Source organism: Knoellia sp. p5-6-4 (genome assembly GCF_029222705.1).
GTDB lineage: Bacteria > Actinomycetota > Actinomycetes > Actinomycetales > Dermatophilaceae > Pedococcus_A.
This window is the reverse complement of sequence record NZ_JARGZF010000001.1, coordinates 274054-294504: the sequence shown is the minus strand read 5'-3', so window position 1 is coordinate 294504 and position 20451 is coordinate 274054. Positions and strand designations below refer to the sequence as shown.

The 20451-nt window shown below is 72.8% G+C and carries 19 protein-coding genes; 12 read left to right on the top strand and 7 right to left on the bottom strand.

The genetic code is table 11. The annotated features are described in order from the left end of the window. Positions 1-10 precede the first annotated feature (10 nt). Positions 11-1075 (top strand): GntG family PLP-dependent aldolase, encoded by a 1065-nt coding sequence (locus P2F65_RS01410; RefSeq protein ID WP_345803688.1) that lies wholly within the window; start codon positions 11-13, stop codon positions 1073-1075. A 79-nt stretch (positions 1076-1154) separates the two neighbouring features. Then, positions 1155-2159 carry a serine hydrolase domain-containing protein gene (locus tag P2F65_RS01405; RefSeq protein ID WP_275803415.1) on the top strand — a complete coding sequence of 335 codons (1005 nt, stop codon included), beginning with the start codon at positions 1155-1157 and terminating at the stop codon, positions 2157-2159. An 18-nt stretch (positions 2160-2177) separates the two neighbouring features. On the opposite strand, the gene P2F65_RS01400 is transcribed toward P2F65_RS01405, so the two are convergent. The 3 genes from P2F65_RS01400 to P2F65_RS01390 all read right to left on the bottom strand — a co-directional run bounded on the left by P2F65_RS01400 (position 2178) and on the right by P2F65_RS01390 (position 6543). Then, a complete protein-coding gene (locus tag P2F65_RS01400; protein ID WP_275803413.1) occupies positions 2178-3122 on the bottom strand; it encodes a DMT family transporter in 945 nt (314 codons plus the stop codon). Positions 3123-3150: 28 nt separating this feature from the next. After that, entirely contained in the window at positions 3151-5076 is a 1926-nt protein-coding gene (gene pknB / locus P2F65_RS01395) for a Stk1 family PASTA domain-containing Ser/Thr kinase (RefSeq protein ID WP_275803411.1), read from the bottom strand. A gap of 111 nt (positions 5077-5187) precedes the next feature. Then, a complete protein-coding gene (locus P2F65_RS01390) occupies positions 5188-6543 on the bottom strand; it encodes a LysM peptidoglycan-binding domain-containing protein (RefSeq protein WP_275803408.1) in 1356 nt (451 codons plus the stop codon). A 214-nt stretch (positions 6544-6757) separates the two neighbouring features. Here P2F65_RS01390 and P2F65_RS01385 point away from each other — a divergent pair, with 214 nt between their 5' ends. Then, the gene (locus P2F65_RS01385) at positions 6758-7135 is read left to right on the top strand and encodes an Rv2175c family DNA-binding protein (protein WP_275807198.1); all 378 of its coding nucleotides are present in this window, start codon (positions 6758-6760) and stop codon (positions 7133-7135) included. 88 nt (positions 7136-7223) lie between these two features. Here P2F65_RS01385 and P2F65_RS01380 read toward each other — a convergent pair whose 3' ends face one another. Continuing rightward, a complete protein-coding gene (locus P2F65_RS01380) occupies positions 7224-8309 on the bottom strand; it encodes a polyprenyl synthetase family protein (protein WP_275803406.1) in 1086 nt (361 codons plus the stop codon). Between the two features lie 111 nt (positions 8310-8420). Here P2F65_RS01380 and metF point away from each other — a divergent pair, with 111 nt between their 5' ends. Next, positions 8421-9359 carry a methylenetetrahydrofolate reductase [NAD(P)H] gene (gene metF, locus P2F65_RS01375; protein ID WP_275803404.1) on the top strand — a complete coding sequence of 313 codons (939 nt, stop codon included), beginning with the start codon at positions 8421-8423 and terminating at the stop codon, positions 9357-9359. A gap of 48 nt (positions 9360-9407) precedes the next feature. On the opposite strand, the gene P2F65_RS01370 is transcribed toward metF, so the two are convergent. Then, on the bottom strand, positions 9408-10208 hold the full coding sequence (locus tag P2F65_RS01370; protein ID WP_275803402.1) for an HAD-IIA family hydrolase: 801 nt from the start codon (positions 10206-10208) through the stop codon (positions 9408-9410). Between the two features lie 96 nt (positions 10209-10304). Between P2F65_RS01370 and P2F65_RS01365 the strand changes: the two genes are divergently transcribed. Together P2F65_RS01365 and P2F65_RS01360 are read left to right on the top strand one after the other, a co-directional pair. Further along, positions 10305-10688 carry a VOC family protein gene (locus P2F65_RS01365; protein WP_275803401.1) on the top strand — a complete coding sequence of 128 codons (384 nt, stop codon included), beginning with the start codon at positions 10305-10307 and terminating at the stop codon, positions 10686-10688. Between the two features lie 108 nt (positions 10689-10796). After that, positions 10797-11450 carry an acyltransferase gene (locus P2F65_RS01360; protein ID WP_275803399.1) on the top strand — a complete coding sequence of 218 codons (654 nt, stop codon included), beginning with the start codon at positions 10797-10799 and terminating at the stop codon, positions 11448-11450. A gap of 26 nt (positions 11451-11476) precedes the next feature. On the opposite strand, the gene P2F65_RS01355 is transcribed toward P2F65_RS01360, so the two are convergent. Next, positions 11477-12007: a YbaK/EbsC family protein gene (locus tag P2F65_RS01355; RefSeq protein ID WP_275803398.1), complete on the bottom strand. Its 531-nt coding sequence runs from the start codon at positions 12005-12007 to the stop codon at positions 11477-11479. A 268-nt stretch (positions 12008-12275) separates the two neighbouring features. On the opposite strand from P2F65_RS01355, the gene P2F65_RS01350 reads away from it, so the two are divergent. The 6 genes from P2F65_RS01350 to P2F65_RS01325 all read left to right on the top strand — a co-directional run bounded on the left by P2F65_RS01350 (position 12276) and on the right by P2F65_RS01325 (position 19894). Next, a complete protein-coding gene (locus P2F65_RS01350; RefSeq protein WP_275803396.1) occupies positions 12276-12686 on the top strand; it encodes a DUF6504 family protein in 411 nt (136 codons plus the stop codon). 16 nt (positions 12687-12702) lie between these two features. Continuing rightward, a complete protein-coding gene (locus P2F65_RS01345; protein ID WP_275807196.1) occupies positions 12703-13227 on the top strand; it encodes an SAV_6107 family HEPN domain-containing protein in 525 nt (174 codons plus the stop codon). Further along, on the top strand, positions 13224-17171 hold the full coding sequence (gene dnaE / locus P2F65_RS01340) for a DNA polymerase III subunit alpha (RefSeq protein WP_275803394.1): 3948 nt from the start codon (positions 13224-13226) through the stop codon (positions 17169-17171). Before P2F65_RS01345 ends, dnaE begins: the two co-directional genes overlap by 4 nt. A 57-nt stretch (positions 17172-17228) precedes the next feature. After that, positions 17229-18005 carry a methyltransferase domain-containing protein gene (locus P2F65_RS01335; protein ID WP_275803392.1) on the top strand — a complete coding sequence of 259 codons (777 nt, stop codon included), beginning with the start codon at positions 17229-17231 and terminating at the stop codon, positions 18003-18005. A 57-nt stretch (positions 18006-18062) separates the two neighbouring features. Beyond that, positions 18063-19322 carry a DNA polymerase IV gene (gene dinB / locus P2F65_RS01330; protein WP_275803390.1) on the top strand — a complete coding sequence of 420 codons (1260 nt, stop codon included), beginning with the start codon at positions 18063-18065 and terminating at the stop codon, positions 19320-19322. Positions 19323-19432: 110 nt separating this feature from the next. Beyond that, positions 19433-19894 carry a DUF3040 domain-containing protein gene (locus tag P2F65_RS01325; RefSeq protein WP_275803388.1) on the top strand — a complete coding sequence of 154 codons (462 nt, stop codon included), beginning with the start codon at positions 19433-19435 and terminating at the stop codon, positions 19892-19894. 33 nt (positions 19895-19927) lie between these two features. On the opposite strand, the gene P2F65_RS01320 is transcribed toward P2F65_RS01325, so the two are convergent. Then, the gene (locus tag P2F65_RS01320; RefSeq protein ID WP_275803386.1) at positions 19928-20407 is read right to left on the bottom strand and encodes a DUF456 domain-containing protein; all 480 of its coding nucleotides are present in this window, start codon (positions 20405-20407) and stop codon (positions 19928-19930) included. Between the last annotated feature and the right edge of the window lie 44 nt (positions 20408-20451).

Genomic DNA, 20451 nt, shown 5'->3' with positions numbered 1-20451 from the left:
ACCGACTCCCCTGGGGGACACCATCCGCACGCCCGCCGTCGACCTGCTCTCCGACACCCTGACCCGCCCGACCGAGGGCATGCGCGCCGCCATGGCGGCGGCCGCCGTCGGCGACGACGTCTTCGGTGAGGACCCGACGGTCCGCGAGCTCGAGCAGCGGGTCGCCGAACTGCTCGGGCACGAGGCCGGGCTGTTCACCCCCACCGGGTCGATGGCCAACCAGCTCGGCATCCGGCTGCACGTCAAGCCGGGGGAGGAGCTCATCGCCGACTCCCTCGCCCACGTGCTGCGCGCCGAGATGGGCGCCGCCGCCGTGCTGTCGGGCATCAGCTCGCGGTCGTGGGTCGCGCCCCACGGTCTCCTCGATGCCGCGCAGCCGCTCGCGCTGATGATCCCCGACGGGGGCGCCTACCAGGTCAACACCCGGCTCGTGGTCGTCGAGAACACCCACAACTTCGGTGGCGGCACCATCCAGCCGCTCGACCAGGTCGAGGCGCTGCGGGCCGGGACGCGTGAGCGCGGCGTGGCGATGCACCTCGACGGCGCCCGCCTCTGGAACGCCCACGTCGCGACCGGTATCGCCCTCGCCGACTACGGCCGGCTCTTCGACTCCGTCAGCGTCTGCCTCAGCAAGGGGCTCGGGGCACCGGTCGGCTCGGTGCTCGTCGGCTCGGCCGAGCAGATGGCGCAGGCGCGCATCTGGCGCAAGCGGTTCGGCGGCGGGATGCGCCAGGTCGGCATCCTCGCTGCCGGTGGCCTCTGGGCGCTCGACCACCACGTCGAGCGCCTGGCCGACGACCACGCCCGGGCGCGGCGATTCGCGCAGGCCGCGGCGGAGGCGGTGCCCGCCAGCATCGACCCCGCCCGGGTCGAGACCAACATCGTCGTGCTCGACGTCTCCGCCGCCGGTTGGGCGCCGGGCGAGTTCGTCACCGCCGCCGCTGAGCGGGGCGTGCGCCTGTACGCCGTGTCCGGCACCGCGGTGCGCCTGGTCTGGCACCTCGACGTCGACGATGACGGCACCGACCTGGCCATCTCCGAACTGGTGCCGCTGCTGGCGAAGGGCCCGCAGTAGTCCCGGTCGCCGACGCGCCGACGGGCGGGTCTTCTCGAGGCGGCGCTCCGCGGACCGGCTCCTCGTTAGGCTCAGTGCGATGCAGCCACCCCGGGAAGCCGTGGACGACGTGGCGGAGCGCACCGGGTTCTCCGGCGTGGTCCGCCTCGACCGCTCGGGCGAGACCGAGTTCGCCGCGGCCTACGGCTTGGCCGACCGGGCGCACGGGCTCCCGAACACGGTCGAGACCCTGTTCGCGACCGCGAGTGGCACCAAGGGCCTGACGGCGCTGGCAGTGATGAGCCTGGTCGAGCGGGGGACCCTCGAGCTCGGCACGACCGCCCGTGCGCTGCTCGGCGAGGACCTGCCCCTCATCGCCGACGACGTGACGGTCGAGCACCTGCTGGCCCATCGGTCCGGGATCGGCGACTACTTCGACGAGGACGCTGTCGACGACATCGCCGACTATGTGCTGCCGGTGCCGCCGCACGAGCTCGTGACGACCGAGCAGTTCCTGCCGGTGCTGGACGGGCACGAGACCGTGTTCCCCGCCGGCGAGCGCTTCGCGTACAACAACGGCGGCTACGTCGTGCTGGCGCTGTTGGCCGAACGGGCGAGCGGTGTGGGCTTCCACGAGCTGGTTCGCACGCTCGTCTGCGAGCCCGCGGGCATGGTCGACACCACGTTCCTTCGCTCCGACGAGCTCCCGGGACGCGCTGCCCTGGGCTACCTCTCGGTCGACGGCCCGAGAACGAACGTGTTCCACCTGCCCGTGGTCGGCAACGGCGACGGGGGCATCTACTCGACCGCTGCCGACTTCAGCACCTTCTGGGACTCCCTCTTCGCCGGACGGATCGTCTCGCCCGAGACAGTCGCCGAGATGGTGCGACCGCACAGCGACTGGCCGCAGGAGTCCAGGCGCTGCGGTCTCGGGTTCGACCTGCACGCGACGGGCGACGCAGTCTGGCTGGAGGGGTACGACGCGGGCGTGTCGTTCACCAGCCTGCACCAGCCCTCGTCGTCCATCACCTACACCGTCATCTCGAACTGGACCGAGGGCGCCTGGCCGGTCGTCCGGCTGCTCGGTGAACGGCTCGGCCTCTGAGGGGCAGCGGCGGGCTGGCTACACCTCGTGGTGCAGCAGCTCGGCCGGCGGGTCCTCCTCGGCGGTGACCTCCGGCTTGCGGCGGCCGAGCAGCTCGACGACGTACATGGCGGTCAGCACCAGCGCGCCACCGCCGAGCATCCGGGCGGTCAGGCGCTCGCCGCCGGCCAGCACCGCGAAGAACGCGGCGAACACCGGCTCCAGGGTCATGACGATCGCGGCCCGGGTGGCCGGCAGGAGCGACTGGGCCCAGGTCTGGGCCCACAGGGCGCCCGCGCCGGCGATGAGCGCCATGTAGAGCAGCGACGTCCACTGGCCGGCACCGTCAGGCAGGACGACCCCGCTCTCCCCGCTCACGGCGGCCGCCCCGAAGCAGAGGACGGCGATGACGAAGGCCTGCACGGTGGCCAGCCCGGTCGCGGTGTGGGACCGGCTGAACCGGCCGAGGCCGATGATGTGCAGCGCGTACAGCGCCGCCGAGCCCAGCGTCAGGGCCTCGCCGTAGCCGATCGACAGGCCGCGCAGCGAGAGGACCGCGAGCCCGGTCGTGGCCAGCCCCACGGCGACCCAGGTCGACCCGGTGATGCGGTCGCGCAGCAGGAGGGCGCCGAAGACGGGGGTCAGCACCACGTAGGTGCCGGTGACGAACCCCGAGACCGAGGCGTCGGTGTGCTCGAGCCCGGTGGTCTGCAGCAGCTGGGCCGCGCCGTAGAGCCCGCCGAGAGCGAGTCCGGTCAGGACGTCGGCGCGCGAGAGGGCCAGGGTCTGGCGCCGGAACACCGCGAACATCACGACGGCCGCGATGGCGAACCGCACGGCGAGGAAGTCCGCCGAGGGCACGTGGGCCACGAGGTCGCGGATGAGGAAGAAGGTCGACCCCCAGACCGCCGTCACGCTGATGAGCAGCAGAGTGGCGAGCCGGGCGGCGCCGAGGGAGAAGCGCGTGGGCGCGGCGACGGTCATGGGGTGGAGTGGCGCCGGGACGGGCCGGTCAGACGACCACGAGGGTCACGACGCTGCCCTTCGGCGCCTCGGCGTCGGCAGCCGGGCTCTGGCTGCGGACGGTGCCGAAGATGCCGCCCATGAAGCTCTCGACCTTCACCTGGAACCCGGCGCCCTCGAGGATCGTGCGCGCTTCGCCGAGCTGCTTGCCCTGCACGTTCGGGACCTTGACCATCTCGGGACCCTTGGACACCACGAGCACCACCGTGCCGCCGCGGAAGAGGGTGCCGCTGGCCGGCGACTGCGAGATGACGCTGCCCTTGGGCACGTCGGTGCTGAACTCCTGCTTCGTGGCGTCGACCTGCAGGCCGGCGTCGGTCAGGGTGGCCACCGCCTGGTCGGCCGGCTTGCCGGTGAAGTCCTGCACCTCGATGGGCTGGCGTCCCTTGCTCACCACGATGCTGACGGCAGCGCCGCGCTTGAGCGCCGTGCCGGCCTTCGGCGCCGTGGAGATGATCTGGCCGGCGGGGACCTTCTCGTCGAAGGCCTCGCTGGTGGCGCCGAGCGCGAGCCGGTTCTCCGCCAGCCGGGCCTTGGCCTCGGTCTGGGTGCTGCCCACGAGCTCGGGCACGGTGTACCGCTCCGGTCCCTTGGACACCGTGAGCGTGACGGTGGTGCTGCGGCCGACCTCGGCGCCCGGGCCGGGGTTGCCGGAGATCACCCGGCCCTTGGCCACCTTCTCGTCGAAGGCGTCGACCCGCTCGGCGTTCAGGTGCGCCGCAGTCAGCTCGCGTTGCGCCTGCTCGTAGGTCTTGCCCGCCACGACGGGCACGACGGTGGGCGAGCCCGGTCCCATCGTGAAGTACCAGAGGCCGGCGGAGACGGCGGCGAGCAGCAGCAGGGCGGCCAGCGCCCAGCGCCAGGGGCCCTTGCCCGCTGCACCGTCCCGGGTGGAGGCCTTCGTGTCCTCGCCCCGGGCGACCACCGCGGTGGGTGCGGCGTCAGCTCCTGCCGGGCGGGCGCCGACGGCACCGAGCGGGAGCGCGGTGGTGCGGGCGACGGGCACCGTGTTGGCGCCGGCTGCCACCGCGGCAGGCCCCTCGGGCCGGTGGTCGAGCTCGGTCGGGCTGAGCGCCCCACGGATCCTGCGCACCTCGGCGAGGAAGGCGTCGGCGTCGGCCGGCCGCTGGTCGGGGTCGCGCGAGGTGGCGAGGGCCACGAGGGCGTCCAGCTCGGCGGGCACGTCCGGCACCCGCGACGACGGCGAGGGCACGGAGCCGTGCACGTGCTGGTAGGCGACGTGGATGGGGGTGTCGCCGGTGAACGCCTTCGTGCCGGTGAGCATCTCGAACAGGATGAGCCCGGCGGCATACACGTCGCTGCGGGCGTCGGCGATGCCGCGCTCGACCTGCTCGGGGGAGAGGTAGGCCACGGTGCCGAGCAGCATCCCGGTCTGGGCCGCGGTCGTCTGGGTGGTCACCGCACGGGCGAGCCCGAAGTCGGCCACCTTGACGGTGCCGTCCTCGCGCAGGATGACGTTCTCGGGCTTGACGTCGCGGTGGATGATGCCGGCCCGGTGCGCCGAGGCGAGGGCCTGCAGCATCGGGTCCAGGAAGTCGAGGGCGGCCCGCGGGGTCAGGGGGCCCTCGGCCTGCATGACCTCGCGCAGGGTCTGGCCGGGGACGTACTCCATGGCCAGGAACATGCTGCCCTCGTCCTCGCCCTGGTCGAAGACGGCGACGACGTTGGGGTGGGACAGGCGGGCGGCCGAGCGGGCCTCACGGCGGAACCTGCTGACGAAGGTCTCGTCGGCGGCGAGCCCGGGACGCATGACCTTCAGGGCCACCTCGCGGTCGAGGCGGGTGTCGAGGGCGAGGTACACCGTCGCCATGCCACCGTCGGCGATGTGCGACAGGACGCGGTATCGCCCGTCGAGCACACGCCCGACGAGGGACTCGGTCACACCAGAAGACACCCGGAGAGTCTACGTAGAGATCGGGTCGATCCCCGACATCAGCCCCGTGGGAGAGCCGCGTGCCGGGGGTTCTGCAGCGCGATTGTTACCCGAGGACGGCCGTGGGGTTGCTCACATCCGGGCCCGGTGGGCCTTGATCGCGGCGACGTAGCGCTTGGTGTCGGCGTACATGCCGTTCTTCTGCACCGAGTACAGGCCCTGGTAGTAGCCGGCGATCGCCTGGTCGAGGTTCTTGGCCGAACGGGTGAGCGAGCGCAGGATCACCACACCGGCGGTGATGTTGTCCTGGGTCCTGAGCAGGTTGAGGCGTCGGCCGACCATCTGCGAGGCCCACTCTCCCGAAGAGGGGATCACCTGCATGGCGCCGATGGCGTTGGCCACCGAGACCTGCCGCTGGTTCCAGCCGGACTCCTGCCAGCTGACGGCGAGGGCAAGCCGGGGGTCGACGCCGTGGCGGCGTGCGGTGTTGATGATCATCTGGCGCGTCTGGGCCCGGCTGGGCACCGAGACCCGGTCGAGGTGGGCGCGGTTGCGGGCCGCGGCCCGCACCACCGCGTTGGGGTAGGTCCGCCCCTCGAAGGTGTTGCTGCTGAACGCAGCCGTCTTCTTCGCCGCCCTGGCCGGCACCCACAGGCGCTGACCAGCCTGGAGGCTGTTGGGGTTGCGCAGGCGGTTGGCCTTGACCAGGGCCGCCTGGGTGGTGCCGAGCCGCACCGCGATGCCGCTGAGGGTGTCTCCCGAGCGCACCGTGTAGCGCGTCCGGCCCGCGGCCGCGGCCCTGGCGGCTGCCGCCCTCGAGGCCTTGACCCGGATCACCTGGCCGGGGTGGATGACGCTGCGCATGGAAAGGCGGTTGAGCTTGAGCAGGGTGCCCAGCGGCATCCTGGCGCGCTGCGCGATGGCGCCGAGTGTGTCGCCCGAGCGCACCCGGTAGGTGGTGGTGGCGTAGGCGGAGGCCGGGCGGCGGGGCGCTGTCGAGTTGGCGGCGCCCGACGAGCCGCCGGGGATCCGCAGCCTCTGCCCGGCGTAGATGGTCGAGGTGGCCTTGAGCCGGTTGCGCTTGAGCAGCGAGGCCAGGGAGACGCCGCGCTTGGCCGCGATACCGCTCAGGGTGTCGCCCGAGCGCACGGTGTAGGTGGTGCGCCGGATCTCCGCGGCACGCCGCTTCGCCGCCGCGACCCGCGCGGCCTTGGCCCGGGCAGCGGCCTGGGCGGCCATCTGCGCGGTGCGGGGCACGGCGAGTCGCTGCCCGACGCGCAGCATGTGGCCGCCGCCGCGCAGACGGTTCTTCTGGATGATCACGGCGTTCGACGTGCGGTAGCGCAACGCGATCTCGGCCACGGTGTCACCGCTGCGGACCACGTGGGTCGTCCAGCCGTGCGGCGCAGGCTTGCTCTTCTGGACGATCGCCGTCTGGGGCAGCGCCGCCGGCGGCGTGGCCGGCAGGTGGGCGAAGACCGGAGGCATGAGGGAGTCCTTTCAGCGCGCCCCCCGCGGGACGGTCGTGTCCCGGCGGGCTGGTGAGGCTCAGGTAGTCGGCTGTGGTCGAATGTGGTCAATGTGATCAGTGGGACTGGTGTGAAGGTACACCAGATGGCCACAAGTCATATCGACTTACATCGATGTAATTTGATTTGCCACCGATGGCTGGCAGGCTGTGCGCGTGAGCGAGAAGGCGCCGATGACCCCCGATGAGCCCACCGAGACCCCGCTCGAGGAGCTGGTCGGCGAGTGGCTGACGGTCCCCGACGTGGCCGAGCGCCTCGGCGTCCCGCTGGCGACGGTGCGGCGGATGATCGATGACCGTGAGCTGCTCGCGGCCCGGCTCGGTGAGCGCCGCATCGTGCACGTGCCCGCGAGGTTCCTCGACGAGAGGGCCCTGCCGCACCTGAAGGGCACGTTCACCGTGCTCGGGGACGGCGGCATGCACGACGACGAGATCCTGCGCTGGCTCTTCACCCCGGACGCGACCCTGCCGGTCGAGGGCGCCCCGATCGACGCGCTGGCCTCCGGGTTCAAGACCGAGGTGCGTCGGCGCGCGATGGAGACCGCCATCTGAGGTGAGGGCCCGGTGTGCCGGCCGGCCGGCACACCGACCGCCGCGCACCTGTGCGCCGTCCCCCTGCGCGGGGCGAGCGGGGGTGGTCTCAGGCCGAGCGGGCCGTGGAGAAGTCGATGAGGGCGTCGAGCACGTCGAGGGGCTCGTCGGCGAGGCCGGAGGTGGACTTCAGTGCGAGCCGGGCCGCGTCGGCGAGCCCGGCGATCTCCGCCTCCACGGCGTCGACGGCCCCGGAGTCGACGATGACCCTGCGCATCGCCTCCACCCCTGCGGCGTCGAGGTCGGGTCGGCCGAGCCCCGCCTCGACTACCGCGCGGCCGTGTGCGTCGGCCCCCTCGAGGGTGTGGGCGATGAGCACGGTGCGCTTGCCCTCGCGCAGGTCGTCGCCGGCGGGCTTGCCCGTGGCGGCCGGGTCGCCGAAGACGCCGAGCAGGTCGTCGCGCAGCTGGAAGGCGTGGCCGAGGTCGAGGCCGTAGCGCGACAGCGCCGCGAGGTCGGCCTCGCCGGCGCCGCCCGCGGTGGCGCCGATGAGCAGCGGGTGCTCGATCGTGTACTTCGCGCTCTTGTAGCGGATCACGCGGCTCGCCCGCTCGATGCGCTCGGCCGTGCTCAGGCCCTCCCACGAGCGGACCGACTCGACGACGTCGAGGAACTGCCCGCCCATGAGCTGGGTGCGCATGCGGTCGAAGACGGACCGGCCCCGGGCCAGGTGCTCGGCAGGCAGGCCGGAGGTGGCGAACAGCTCCTCGGTCCAGTTCAGGCAGAGGTTCCCGGCCAGGATGGCGCCCGCCACCCCGAACCGGTCGGCGTCGCCGGACCAGTGCTCGTCGCTGTGCCGCGCGGCCAGCGCGCGGTGGGCGGCGGGCAGGCCGCGTCGGGTGTCGCTGTCGTCCATGACGTCGTCGTGGATGAGCGCGGCGGCCTGGAAGAACTCCATCGCGGTCGCGAGGCGGACCAGGGCGGGGGAGTCGGGCTGCCCGGCGGCGCGGTAGCCCCAGTAGAGGAAGGCCGCCCGCAGGCGCTTGCCGCCGGCGAGGAGGGAGCGCACCGCTGCGAGCAGGTCCTGGGTGTCGGGCCCGACCTCGGCCAGGACCGCTGCCTGCGTGGCCAGCTCGGCGTCGACGCACTCCTGCACGCGGGAGCGCAGGTCGGCGGCATCGAGCGGGTTGCGCACTGCGCCTCCTAGGCGGCGGTGGGCCTGCCACGTCTGTCGTCGCTGCGGCCGGCGGTCTCAGGATGTGTAGCCCCGAGCCTAACGTGAGGGCTGCTGAACTACTCTCGCCGCATGGCACTCGGACAGCCCTCCCGGCTGCGTCGACCGGAGAACATCACCCGGTCGATCCCGCGCATGCTCGCCGCGCGGGGGCCGTCGATCAGCTTCGAGTTCTTCCCGCCCAAGGACGACGCGGCCGAGGCCGTGCTGTGGGAGGCCATCCGTCGCCTCGAGCGTGTGCGGCCCGACTTCGTCTCGGTGACCTACGGCGCGGGCGGCACGACCCAGGACCGCACGGTGCGGGTCACCGATCGGATCGCCCGCGAGACGACGCTCACCCCGCTGGCGCACCTGACCTGCGTCAACGCCTCGGTCGCCCAGCTGCGCCAGGTGGTCGGGCAGTATGCCGCCGCGGGCGTCCGCAACATCCTGGCGCTGCGCGGCGACCCGCCCGGCAACGTGCGGGGAAGGTGGGTGGCGCACCCGGAGGGTCTGGACCACGCCGAGGACCTCGTCGCCCTGGTGCGCGGGCTCGGCGACTTCACCGTCGGCGTCGCCGCGTTCCCCGACGTGCACCCGGAGTCGCCCGACCTCGCCCACGACGTCGAGGTGCTGGTGCGCAAGCGTGCTGCCGGGGCCTCCTTCGCGGTGACCCAGATGGTCTTCGACGCCGACTCCTACCTGCGGCTGCGCGACGCGGTCGCCGCCCGCTGCGACCTGCCGATCACGCCGGGCCTGATGCCGGTGACGAGCTTCAAGCAGATCGCGCGCATGTCCGAGCTGATGGGCACCCCGCTGCCGCCCGCCGTAGTCGCACGGCTCGAGGCGGTGGCCGACGACCCGGCGGCGATCCGCGAGGTCGGCGTGCAGATCGCCACCGAGCTCGCGGGGCGGATGTTGGCCGAGGGGGCGCCCGGCCTGCACTTCATCACCATGAACCGGTCCACCGCCACCCTCGAGGTCTATGGCAACCTCAGCCTCCCGGTGGCAGGCGTCGAGACCACCGGCTGACGTCGCCGAGGGCGCCCGCGTGCTGAAGGCGCGCACGCGGCATACGGCTCAGGGCACGGGCTGGAGCTGCTCCACGAGCGGGACCACGTCGGCGATCGACTCGAGCACCCGGGTCGGCTGGTAGGGGAAGCGGTGCACCTGGTCGGGCCGGGTCGAGCCGGTGAGCACCAGCACGGTGCGCAGGCCGGCCTCGAGGCCGCTGATGATGTCGGTGTCCATGCGGTCGCCGATCATCACGGTCGACTCGGAGTGGGCGTCGAGGCGGTTGAGGGCGCTGCGCATCATCAGCGGGTTCGGCTTGCCGATGAAGTAGGGCTGCGACCCGGTGGCGGTGGTGATGAGCGCGGCGACCGACCCGGTGGCCGGCAGGGTGCCCGCCGGTGACGGCCCCGAGGGATCGGGGTTGGTGGCGATGAACCGCGCGCCGTTCTCGATGAGCCTGATGGCCTTGGTGATGGCCTCGAACGAGTAGGTGCGCGTCTCGCCGAGCACCACGTAGTCGGGGTCGCGCTCGGTCATCGTGTAGCCGATGTCGTGCAGCGCGGTGGTCAGACCCGCCTCGCCGACGACGTAGGCCGAGCCCCCGGGGCGCTGGTCGTCGAGGAACTGGGCGGTGGCGAGCGCGGAGGTCCAGATCGACTCCTCGGGCACGTCGATCCCGCCGGCGCGCAGCCGGGCCCGCAGGTCGCGCGGGGTGAAGATGGAGTTGTTGGTCAGCACCAGGAAGCGGCGCCCTGAGGTGACCAGCGCCGCGATGAAGTCGCTCGCGCCGGGGATGGCGCGCTCCTCGTGGACGAGCACGCCGTCCATGTCCGTGAGCCAGCACTCGACCGGTCGGGGCGTCGTCATGCGCCCCATTCTGCCGCGGGGGCTAGTCACTGTGGTGGATGGTGCCGCGTGGCGGGACAGGCGCACGCTGGAAGACGTCGAAGGAGGTGCTCACCCATGTCCCTCACCACGAGCACGATCGCGACGATGCTCCCTGTCACGGACACCGATCGCGCAAAGGAGTTCTACGCAGACCGGCTCGGCCTGCCCTTCGAGGGGGCGAACAGCATGGGGGAGCTGCGGTTCGGCCTCGCCCACGGCGACTCGCTCGTGCTGCTTCCCCGTGAGGCCGGAAGCCAGTCGAAGAGCACAGCCGTGAGCTGGGAGGTCGGCGACGTCGAGAAGGAGATGGCCGAGCTGGAGGCCCGAGGCGTGACCTTCGAGGACTACGACCTGCCGGGCCTGAAGACGGTCAACCACATCGCCGAGATGGACGGCGACAAGGCTGCCTGGTTCCTCGACCCGGACGGCAACGTCCTCTGCATCCACCAGGGGTTCTGACCCGCCTGAGAAGAGCCGTTTGTCGCGTGGTCGGGGCGGCTGCCCCGACCACGCAGTCTGTGTGGACGGTTTGGGTGCAGACACCAGGCGGCGAGTAGGGTGCGCGCCGTGAAGAGGCTCGTCAAGAAGGTGGCCAGTGCGCAGCTCGACCGGCGGTATGCGAGGCGCAGCAAAGTGGCGCGACTGGAGAGGGAGCTGCTGGCCCTGAAGAAGCAGGTGCAGCCCCTGGTGAAGCCTCGCTGGCAGGACAACCCGAATGTCATCGTCGGGACGGGCTGCTCCATCCAGGGCAACGTGGCAATGTACGCGTCCGAAGGTCGCGAGATCCGCATCGGGAACTCGGTTCGGCTGTACCGCAACGCCGAGATGAACGGTCCACTGACGATCGGTGACGACTGCTTCATCAACCGCGACCTCTACGCACGTCGTGGGACCACGATCGGCAACCGGGTCTTCCTCGGTCCCTTCGTCCGCCTGATCACCGACACCCACGACATCGGCGGCCCGGAACGTCGTGCCGGACGGAACAGGTGGCCTGAGATCCGGATCGAGGACGGGTGCTGGATCGGTGCCGGTGCGACCATCCTCGGTGGAGTCACCGTTGGAAGGGGGGCGATCGTGGCAGCAGGAGCGCTGGTCAACAAGGACGTTCCCGCCAACGCAGTCGTGGCTGGCGTACCGGCTCGGGTGGTCAAGCTCATCGACAGCCCGCGCGAACCACTGTCCGACCGGAGGCCTGCGTCGTCTGGTCCTCGCGCGTGAGCGGCAGCGCAGTCTGATCAGGGAAGTCAGGCCACCTCGATGGCATGGCCGCCGGTGACGCGCAGCAACTCCTCGTAGGTGGTGCGAAAGACGGTGTGCGTGTGGCCAGCGGCCGCCCAAACATGGCGGTGACGGCTGAGCGAGACGTCGACCAGGGTGCGCACTGTGACTGGGTGCCCCACCGGCGCCACGCCGCCGATCGAGAAGCCGGTGGCGTTGCGGACGAATTCGGCGTCGGCGCGGTCGATGTAGGTGATGCCGGTGAGGTCGGCGACCTTTGCCACATCGACACGGTGGGCGCCGGAGGTGAGCACGAGCAGGGGGGTGATGGAACCGTCTGGGTCGTGGGCACGGAACACGAGTGAGTTCGCGATCTCCGCGGGGGTGACGCCGAGGGCCGCGGCAGCGGTTGTGGCGGTGCGCACCGCGTCGGGGAGGACGACCACCTGTGGATGGACCTGGTGGACTGCCAAGGCCGCGAGCACCCTTTGGACGGCAGGGTGCTCCAGCGGGCTCTCCTTCGAGCTCTCCTGCGGCGTAACCCTCCCCTCAGTCATGGCGTGAGCGTAGTGGTGATCACCGGCCCCGGCGCTGCTCTTGACGCGCTGTCGGAGGAAGGGTGTACATTCGTTTTATTCGAACACTTGTTCGAACATGCCGGATCCGGCGTACGCCCCCGCGGCAGTGGTGTCCTCTCCCGGACTCCCATCGTCCGCCTCGGGTCTGACACCGGGCCGGTACGGCTCTGGCCCTGCGACAGGCGCCTCGACCCCGCCCTCGCAGGGCCAGGGCCCCACATCCCCTGAACCCTGGAAGGAGTCTGCCGTGGTGCGCCGATACGAAGAGCCCATCGAGGTCCGGGCCACGACCGAGCAGGCCGTTCCGGGTGGTGCCACCGGATCCGGGGCGGTTCCCGACGCCTTCGTCTGGCGTGGGCGGCTCTACGTCGTCCGCCAGGTGCTCGACCACTGGAAGGAGCGCCGTCCGTGGTGGCGCGACGCGCTCGACGAGCGACGCGTCCCCGCTGCGGTCGCGACGGTCGGCTCCGGCCCTGACACCGGCACCCCCGGCCCTCACGTCGGCGCCGACGTCCTCGGGGACGCCCGGGAGCGGCAGGTGTGGCGCGTCGAGGCGAGCGCGGGCCGGATGGCCGGCACCGGGGTCTACGACCTCGGCATCGACCCCGGGTCCGGTGCCTGCTCGCAGCAGTGGCGCCTCCTGCGGGTCGCGGACTGAGAGGGCGGTGACCACGATGAGCCTGTCCGCCCGGTCCCCGTCGCCGGCCACGCCCCCGTCACCTGCCACGCCCCCGCCCCGGGCAACGGCCGCCACCACGCTCGAGCTGGTCGAGCGCGCCCGGGCCGACCTGCTGCAGGCCTGCCACACCCGTGACGTCACCGAGCGCTACCGCCAGTCCCGGCTGGGGGCCATGCGGGCTGCGGCGGCGCTGGTGTCAGCCCGGGCCAGGGGGTCCCGTCCGGGCGGGCCGCAGAGCCTCTGGGAGCTGGTGCCCGCGGCAGCGCCTGAGCTGACCGAGTGGGCCGAGTTCTTCGCGGTCGCCACCGCACGACCCGAGCGGCCCGAGCGGCCCGAGCGACCCGAGCGGCCCGAGCGGCCCGAACACCCCGAGCGTCCTGCGCGGCTCGCGGTCAGCGCCCGGGAGGCCGACGACCTGCTCCGGCAGGCCGAGACCTTCATCGGACTGGTCTGCCGCAACCTCGGCCTGCCCGTGAGCCCGGTGCACCACGACGTGCTCGTCCCGACGGCGTGGGCGTGAACGGTGACTTCGCCCACCTGCACGTCGCCTCAGGGTTCTCGATGCGCTACGGTACATCCACCCCGGCGGCGCTGGTGGAGCGCGCAGCCCATCACGGCCAGCCCGTTCTGGGCCTGACCGACCGCGACGGCCTCTACGGAGCGGTCCGGTTCGTCCAGTCAGCCACGGCCGCCGGCATCGCGCCGGTCCTCGGTGTCGACCTCGCCGTCGAGCCCGAGCCGCAGCCCCTCGGCGACGGCACGGAACGCGCCGGTGAGCAGGTGAAGCAGCGCACCCCGGTGCGCGGCGGCGCCGTCCGTGACCCGCGCCACCCGCGGGTCACGGTGCTCGCCCGAGGACGCGGCGCCGGGGTGCCCGCCGGCGTGGGCTGGGCCTCCCTGTGCCGGCTGGTCACGGACACCCACCTGCGCGGCGAGCGCGGCCAGCCGGTCACGACCCCGGGCACCATCGCCGCGCGCAGCGTGAGCGTGGTGCACGGAGACGAGCCCAGCCCGCTGGTGGTGCTGCTCGGGCCGGACTCCGACGTCGGTCGGGCGCTGCTCGCCCGGCGCCCCGACCGGGCCCGGGCACTGCTGGCCGTCTGGCAGCGGCTCCTGCCGGCCGACGCGCTGGCGATCGAGGTGGTCTGCCACGGCGGTCCCGAGGGCACGCCCGCCTCGCGCGGGCACGCCGCCCGCCTGCTGGGGCTGGCCGATGAGAGCGGCGTGCCCGCGGTGCTGACCGCGGCGGTCCGGCACGTCGACCCGGGGGAGAGCGCCGTGGTCGACGTGCTCGACGCGGCCCGGCGGCTCGTCCTCCTCGAGACCCGCCACCTCGACCGCGTCACCGACGCCGCCCACCTGGCCAGCACCCCTGCCATGCACGCCGTCGCCCGGCAGGTGACCTCCGGCGACACCGCCCGGGCCGACGCGCTCGTCGCACGCACCCTGGCGCTCGCGCTGGAGTGCGCCCAGGACGCCCGCCGCGACCTCGGCATCGGCGCCGTCCACCTGCCCGAGCCGTCCGCCCTGGCCATCGAGCCGGGCACCAACCCCCAGTCGGTGCTCGAGGAGCGCTGCCGGGCCGCCGTGTCCACCCGCTACCCGGACGTGGGGGAGCGCGACCGGCACGCCATCGAGAGCCGGTTGACCGACGAGCTGAAGGTGGTCGCCGAGCTCGGCTACCCCACCTACTTCCTCACCGTCGCCGCCGTGGTCGACCTCATCAAGGAGATGGGTGTGCGGGTGGCGGCGCGCGGCTCGGGCGCCGGGTCGCTGGTCAACTACCTGCTCGGCATCAGCGGGGTCGACCCCATCCGCTACGACCTGCTGATGGAGCGGTTCTGCTCTCCGCTGCGGGCGGAGCTGCCCGACATCGACATCGACGTCGAGTCGGCCCGGCGCACCGAGGTCTACGAGCGCATCCTCGAGCGGTTCGGCGGCGACCGGGTCACCTGCGTGTCGATGATGGACACCTACAAGGTGCGCCACGCGGTGCGCGACGTCGGTGCGGCCCTCGGCCTGCCGCCGCAGGAGGTCGACGAGATCGCCAAGGCCTTCCCGCACATCCGCGCCCGTGACGCCCGCAGCGCCATCGCCGAGCTGCCCGAGCTGCGCAGCCGGGGGCTGGGCTCCCCGCGGCTGCGCCTGCTCTTCGACCTCGTCGAGCGGCTCGACGGCCTGCCCCGGCACATCGCGCTGCACCCGTGCGGGGTGGTGCTGTCCAACAGCGGCCTGCTCGACCGCACCCCCGTCGAGGCCAGCTGGCTGGGCTTTCCCATGAGCCAGTTCGACAAGGACGACGTCGAGACCCTCGGCCTGCTCAAGCTCGACGTCCTCGGCATCCGGATGCAGTCGGCGATGGCCCACGCCGTGCAGGAGGTGGCCCGGGTCGACGGGGTCGAGGTCGACCTCGACGACCAGGCCCAGGTGCCCCTCGACGACGAGGCGACCTTCCGCCTGGTCCGCACCGCCCACACCCTCGGCTGCTTCCAGATCGAGAGCCCCGGCCAGCGCGAGCTCATCGGCAAGTTCGGGCCGGAGCGCTTCGAGGACCTCGTCATCGACATCTCGCTGTTCCGGCCAGGCCCGGTCAAGTCCGACATGATCACGCCGTTCCTCGAGGCCCGCCACGGGTGGAAGCCCGTCGAGTACCTCCACCCCACGCTGGTGCCCGCGCTGGAGGAGACCGCCGGCGTCGTCGTCTTCCACGAGCAGGTGCTCAAGATCGTCGCCGAGACGACCGGCGTCTCGCTGGCCCAGGCCGACGAGGTGCGCCGTGCCATGGGCAGCCCGAGGGGCCAGCAGGAGGTCGAGTCATGGTGGCGCCCCGCCGCCACGGCCCGCGGCTACGCCCCGGCTGACGTCGACCGCATCTGGGAGGTGCTCAAGTCCTTCGCCTCGTTCGGGTTCTGCAAGGCCCACGCCGCCGCCTTCGCGCTGCCGACCTACCACTCGGCGTGGCTGAAGACGCACCACCCGGCCGCCTTCCTCTCCGGGGTGCTCACCCATGACCCGGGGATGTACCCCAAGCGCCTGATCCTCGACGACGCCCGCAGCCTCGGCATCGCGGTGCTCGGCCTCGACGTCAACGCCTCGACGGGGGAGTACCGCGTCGAGAAGGTCGACCCGTGGGAGGAGCCGCCTCCGCGCATCCGCCCCGCGCTGAGCGCGGGGACCCCAGACCTGGAGTGCTCGCGCGAGGCGCCGGCACACCCGGACCTGCCGGACGGGCGGGCCTACGGCATCCGGCTGTCGCTGTCCGACGTCAAGGGCATCAGCGAGGCCGAGGTCGCGCGCATCGTCGCCGGCCAGCCCTACTTCAGCCTCGCCGACTTCTGGAACCGGGCCCGGGTCTCCCGCCCGGTCGCCGAGCGGCTGGTGCTCGCCGGCGGGTTCGACTCCCTCTACGGCATGGCCTCCAGCACCGGCGGCCTCGGCCGCCGCGGCCGGGTGACCCGGCGCGACCTGCTGCTGCACGTCTCCGAGCTCGACCGGTGGTCCCGCTCGGTCGCGAGCTCGAGCCGCCGGGTGAGCCCGCGGAACGGACGAAAGAGCGGGGCGACGTATGCCGACGGGCCGGGTCAGGACGGCATACCGAGCCTTGACGTGGGTGGCGCCGACGTGCGCGGTCGCGCGGCGGCGCAGTCCCAGGCGGCACTGCCGGTCGCGGCGGCCGCGGAGCAGCCCACCCAGCTCGCCCTCGACCTCGGCGACAGCCCCGAGCTGACTGCCGGCACCGGCCTGCCCGAGATGACCGGCCCCGAGCGGGTCCGGGCCGAGCTCGACATCCTCGGCCTCGATGCCAGCGCCCACATCGTCGGGTTCTACGAGCCGATGCTCCGTGCCCTCGGCGTCACCCGCAGCCGCGACCTGCTGGGTGCCCGCAGTCGCTCCACGGTGTGGGTCGCCGGGGTCAAGGTGGCCACCCAGACGCCTCCGGTGCGCTCCGGGCGCCGCGTGGTCTTCCTGACCCTCGACGACTCCACCGGGCCGGTCGACGCCACCTTCTTCGAGGACGTCCAGGGCCCCTACGCCGAGGTGGTGTTCCACTCGTGGATGCTGCTGGTCCGCGGCGTGGTGCGCCGCACCGGCGCCCGGGGTGTGTCCATCCGGGCGACCGGAGCCTGGGAGCTGTCCCGGCTCTGGGACGCCTGGGCCGTCGGTGGGCTCGATGCCGTCCTGACGGCCATCGACGACGACGAGGCGACCGCCCGGGCGCAGTTCCAGGCGCACGAGGCCGCAGCGGCCGGGCAGGACGGCAGCGAGGGGCAGCAGGGGCGTCCGCGGGGCCGCCGGGTGCTGGTGCACGCCTCGGGGTTCCGCCAGTCGCCGTACGCCGACACCAGGCCCGCCGGCAGCGATGTGCAGGGCAGCCGCCGCCTGGCGACGGGCGCGGTGGTGCCCGAGGACCTCAGCCCGCCGCGCAAGCTGTGGCACTCCAGCCCGGGAAGCTCGGGGCACTAGGGTGGAGCACGACGTGCAGCCGTCACATCAGCCATCCCACCAGCAGAGGAGCCAGCCGTGGCCGAGGAGCACCGACGCGGGCGCCGGGGCACTGTCGAGACCTCGCTGCGCACCTCGGCGGTCTGGTCCTCCGTGCTCGACCTCGTCACCCGCCAGGAGGCCGAGCTCGGTCGGCCGCTGCGGGTGCTCGACCTCGGCGGGGGCACCGGTGGCCTGGCCGTGCCGCTCGCCGACCACGGCCACCACGTCACCGTGGTCGACCCCAGCCCCGACGCCCTCGCCTCGCTGTCCCGGCGCAGCGCCGAGGCCGGTGTCGCCGAGCGCATCACCGCCCTGCAGGGCGACGCCGACACCCTCGGTGAGCTCCTCGGCGGCGAGCCGGTCGACCTCGTCTGCTGCCACGGCACCCTCGAGGTGGTCGACGACCCGAAGGCCACGCTGGTCTCGCTCGCGGGCGTCCTGGCCCCCGGTGGCCACCTCAGCCTGGTCGCAGCCCAGCGCCTGGCGGTGGTGCTCGCCCGGGTGCTGGCAGGGCAGTTCTCTCAGGCCCACACCGCCCTCACCAGCGCCGACGGCCGGTGGGGTGCCGGTGACCCGCTGCCACGACGGTTCGACGCCCAGGCCCTCACCGCCATGGTCACCGCCGCCGGGTTCACCGTCCGCGACTCCCACGGGGTGCGCCTGTTCAGCGACCTCGTCCCGTCGGCCCTGGTCGACTCCGAGGCCGACCGCCTGGCCCTTCTCCGGCTCGAGCAGGAAGCCAGCCGGCACCCCGACTTCGGCTTCCTCGGACAGCTCGGTGCATCCCTGCACGTCCTCGCCAGCCGCGACTGACCTGCGCGGCGGCAGCGCCCCCAGCCCCTCCCGCCACCCGGCCGGGGGAGGCCAGCGGTGAGCCGCCGCCAGTTCGTGCTCCCCGAGCGCACCTCCGATTCCCCGCCGGACGACACCGGCTGCACCGTCCTGCACGTCGACATGGACGCCTTCTACGCGTCCGCGACCCTGCTCAGCCACCCCGACCTCGTGGGCACCCCCGTGATCATCGGGGGCGGCGGAAACCGCGGGGTCGTGCTCTCGGCCACCTACGAGGCGCGGCGGTTCGGTGTCACCTCCGCCATGCCGATGGCCAGGGCCCGCCGGCTGTGCCCACAGGCCACCGTCCTGCCGCCGGACCACCGCCTCTACAGCCGGATCTCCGACGCGGTCATGGCCACCTTCGCCTCCGTCACCCCCGCGGTGGAGCCGTTGTCGCTCGATGAGGCGTTCCTCGACGTGGCGGGGGCGGTGCGGCGGCTCGGCTCCCCGGCGACCATCGGCCAGCTCATCCGCGACACCGTCGCCGACGAGCAGGGCATCACCTGCTCCGTCGGCGTGGCCCCGACCAAGTTCGTGGCCAAGCTCGCCTCGGGGCTGGCCAAGCCCGACGGCATGGTGGTCGTGCCGCGCGCCGAGGTGGTCAGCTTCGTGCAGCAGCTGCCGGTCGGCGCACTCTGGGGGGTGGGCGACCGCACGGAGGAGGCCCTGCTGCGGCTCGGGCTGCGCACCGTCGGCGACATCGCCCACACCCCGGTGGCCACCCTGAAGCGCGCCATGGGAGAGGCGGCCGGCGCCCACCTGCACGACCTCGCCTGGGGCCGTGACCCGCGCGGCGTCGAACCGGTGCGCCGCGAGCGCAGCATCGGTTCGGACGAGACCTTCGCCCACGACGTCGACGACCCCGCCTACATCCACCGCCAGCTGCTCAAGCTGAGCGACCGCACCGCGGCCAGGGTGCGCGCTGCCGGGCTCATGGGCCGCACCATCTCGATCAAGGTGCGCTTCTCGGACTTCACCACCATCACCCGCTCCAAGACCCTGCGCGACCCCACCGACGTCAGCCGTGACATCTACGAGACCGCCCGCACCCTCTACGACGCCCTCGGGCTCCAGCGGGCCCGCATCCGGCTGGTCGGGGTGCGGGTCGAACAGCTCGTCGACTCCGACGGAGCGCCCATCCAGGGACTGCTCGACGAGCCCGACCACGGGTGGCGTGAGGCCGACCGCGCGGTCGACCGCGCCAGCGCCCGATTCGGCGCCGGGAGCGTGCGTCCGGCGAGCCTGATCGAGGATGGGCATACCGGTTTCCGAACTCAGCGGGGGGACCTATCCTGAACCCAACGCAGGCTGCTGACCGGCGACGACGGCGGTTCATCCGCAGGGGACGATTCGGCCCGCTCGTGCGTTAGAGACGATGGCATCGCAGGCAACACCGGGAGGTCACCGTGCCGCTGTCAGAGCACGAACAGCAGCTGCTTGAGCAGATGGAGCAGGCGCTGTATGCCGAGGACCCCAAGTTCGCCTCGCAGATGCAGGGCGCCGGGGCGCGGGCCGCTGCCCGCCGTCGCATGATCATCGGTGGAGTCGGGGTCCTCGCAGGTCTCGCGCTCGTGTTCGTCGGCGTCAGCACGACGATGTGGGTCGGTGCCGCCGGGTTCGCCGTCATGGTGCTCGCGGTCGTCTTCGCCCTGACCCCGCCGCGGCGAGCCAAGATGGAGCTCGGGGCGGTGCAGCCCGACGGCAGCGTCCGGAGGGCCGAGGGCCGCGCGAAGGGCAAGGGCGGAAGCATGCGGGCTGCTCGTGGACCCCGCAGCGGCAGCCAGGGCGGCCGGGGCAGTCGTGGGCACGAGTCGTTCATGCAGCGGCTCGAGCACCGCTGGGACCGCCGCCGCGGAGACCGCTACTAGCGATCCCCACCACCGACTCGCTCGGGCTCGTCCCTACCGGCTGGCGAGAACTCCCGCCACCCACGTCGTGGTGATCGCCAGGCCGGCCAGCAGCTCGATGCCGACACTGAGGAAGACCGCCTTGAGGGCGGTCTTCGTCGCGTTCCACGCGGCCCGGGCGTCCCGCGAGCGACCGTGCTCGACCAGGTAGATCCCGAGGACGAAGCCGACCGCTGCCCCCACCACCGGCACCACGAAGAACCCCACGACACCCAGCGCCACGGCCAGGGCGAGGGTCGACGTGCGCACCCCGGCCTGCCGCATCCGGCGGCCGGGGACGAGGTACTGCAGGGCCACCCCACCGGCATACAGGGCGGCGGAGATGCCGAACACCCACCAACCCAGGGGGGTCGAGACCTCCCACGCCCACAGCAGCACCGCGCCGAGGACGAGGAGCAGTCCGGGCAGCACGGGCACGACGATGCCCACCAGCCCGATGAGGATCAGGACCGCAGGGACCCAGATCTCCGTCACGGGCGGTGGGCGCGTGCTGGTGAGCGGTGTGGGGGCGTCAGACC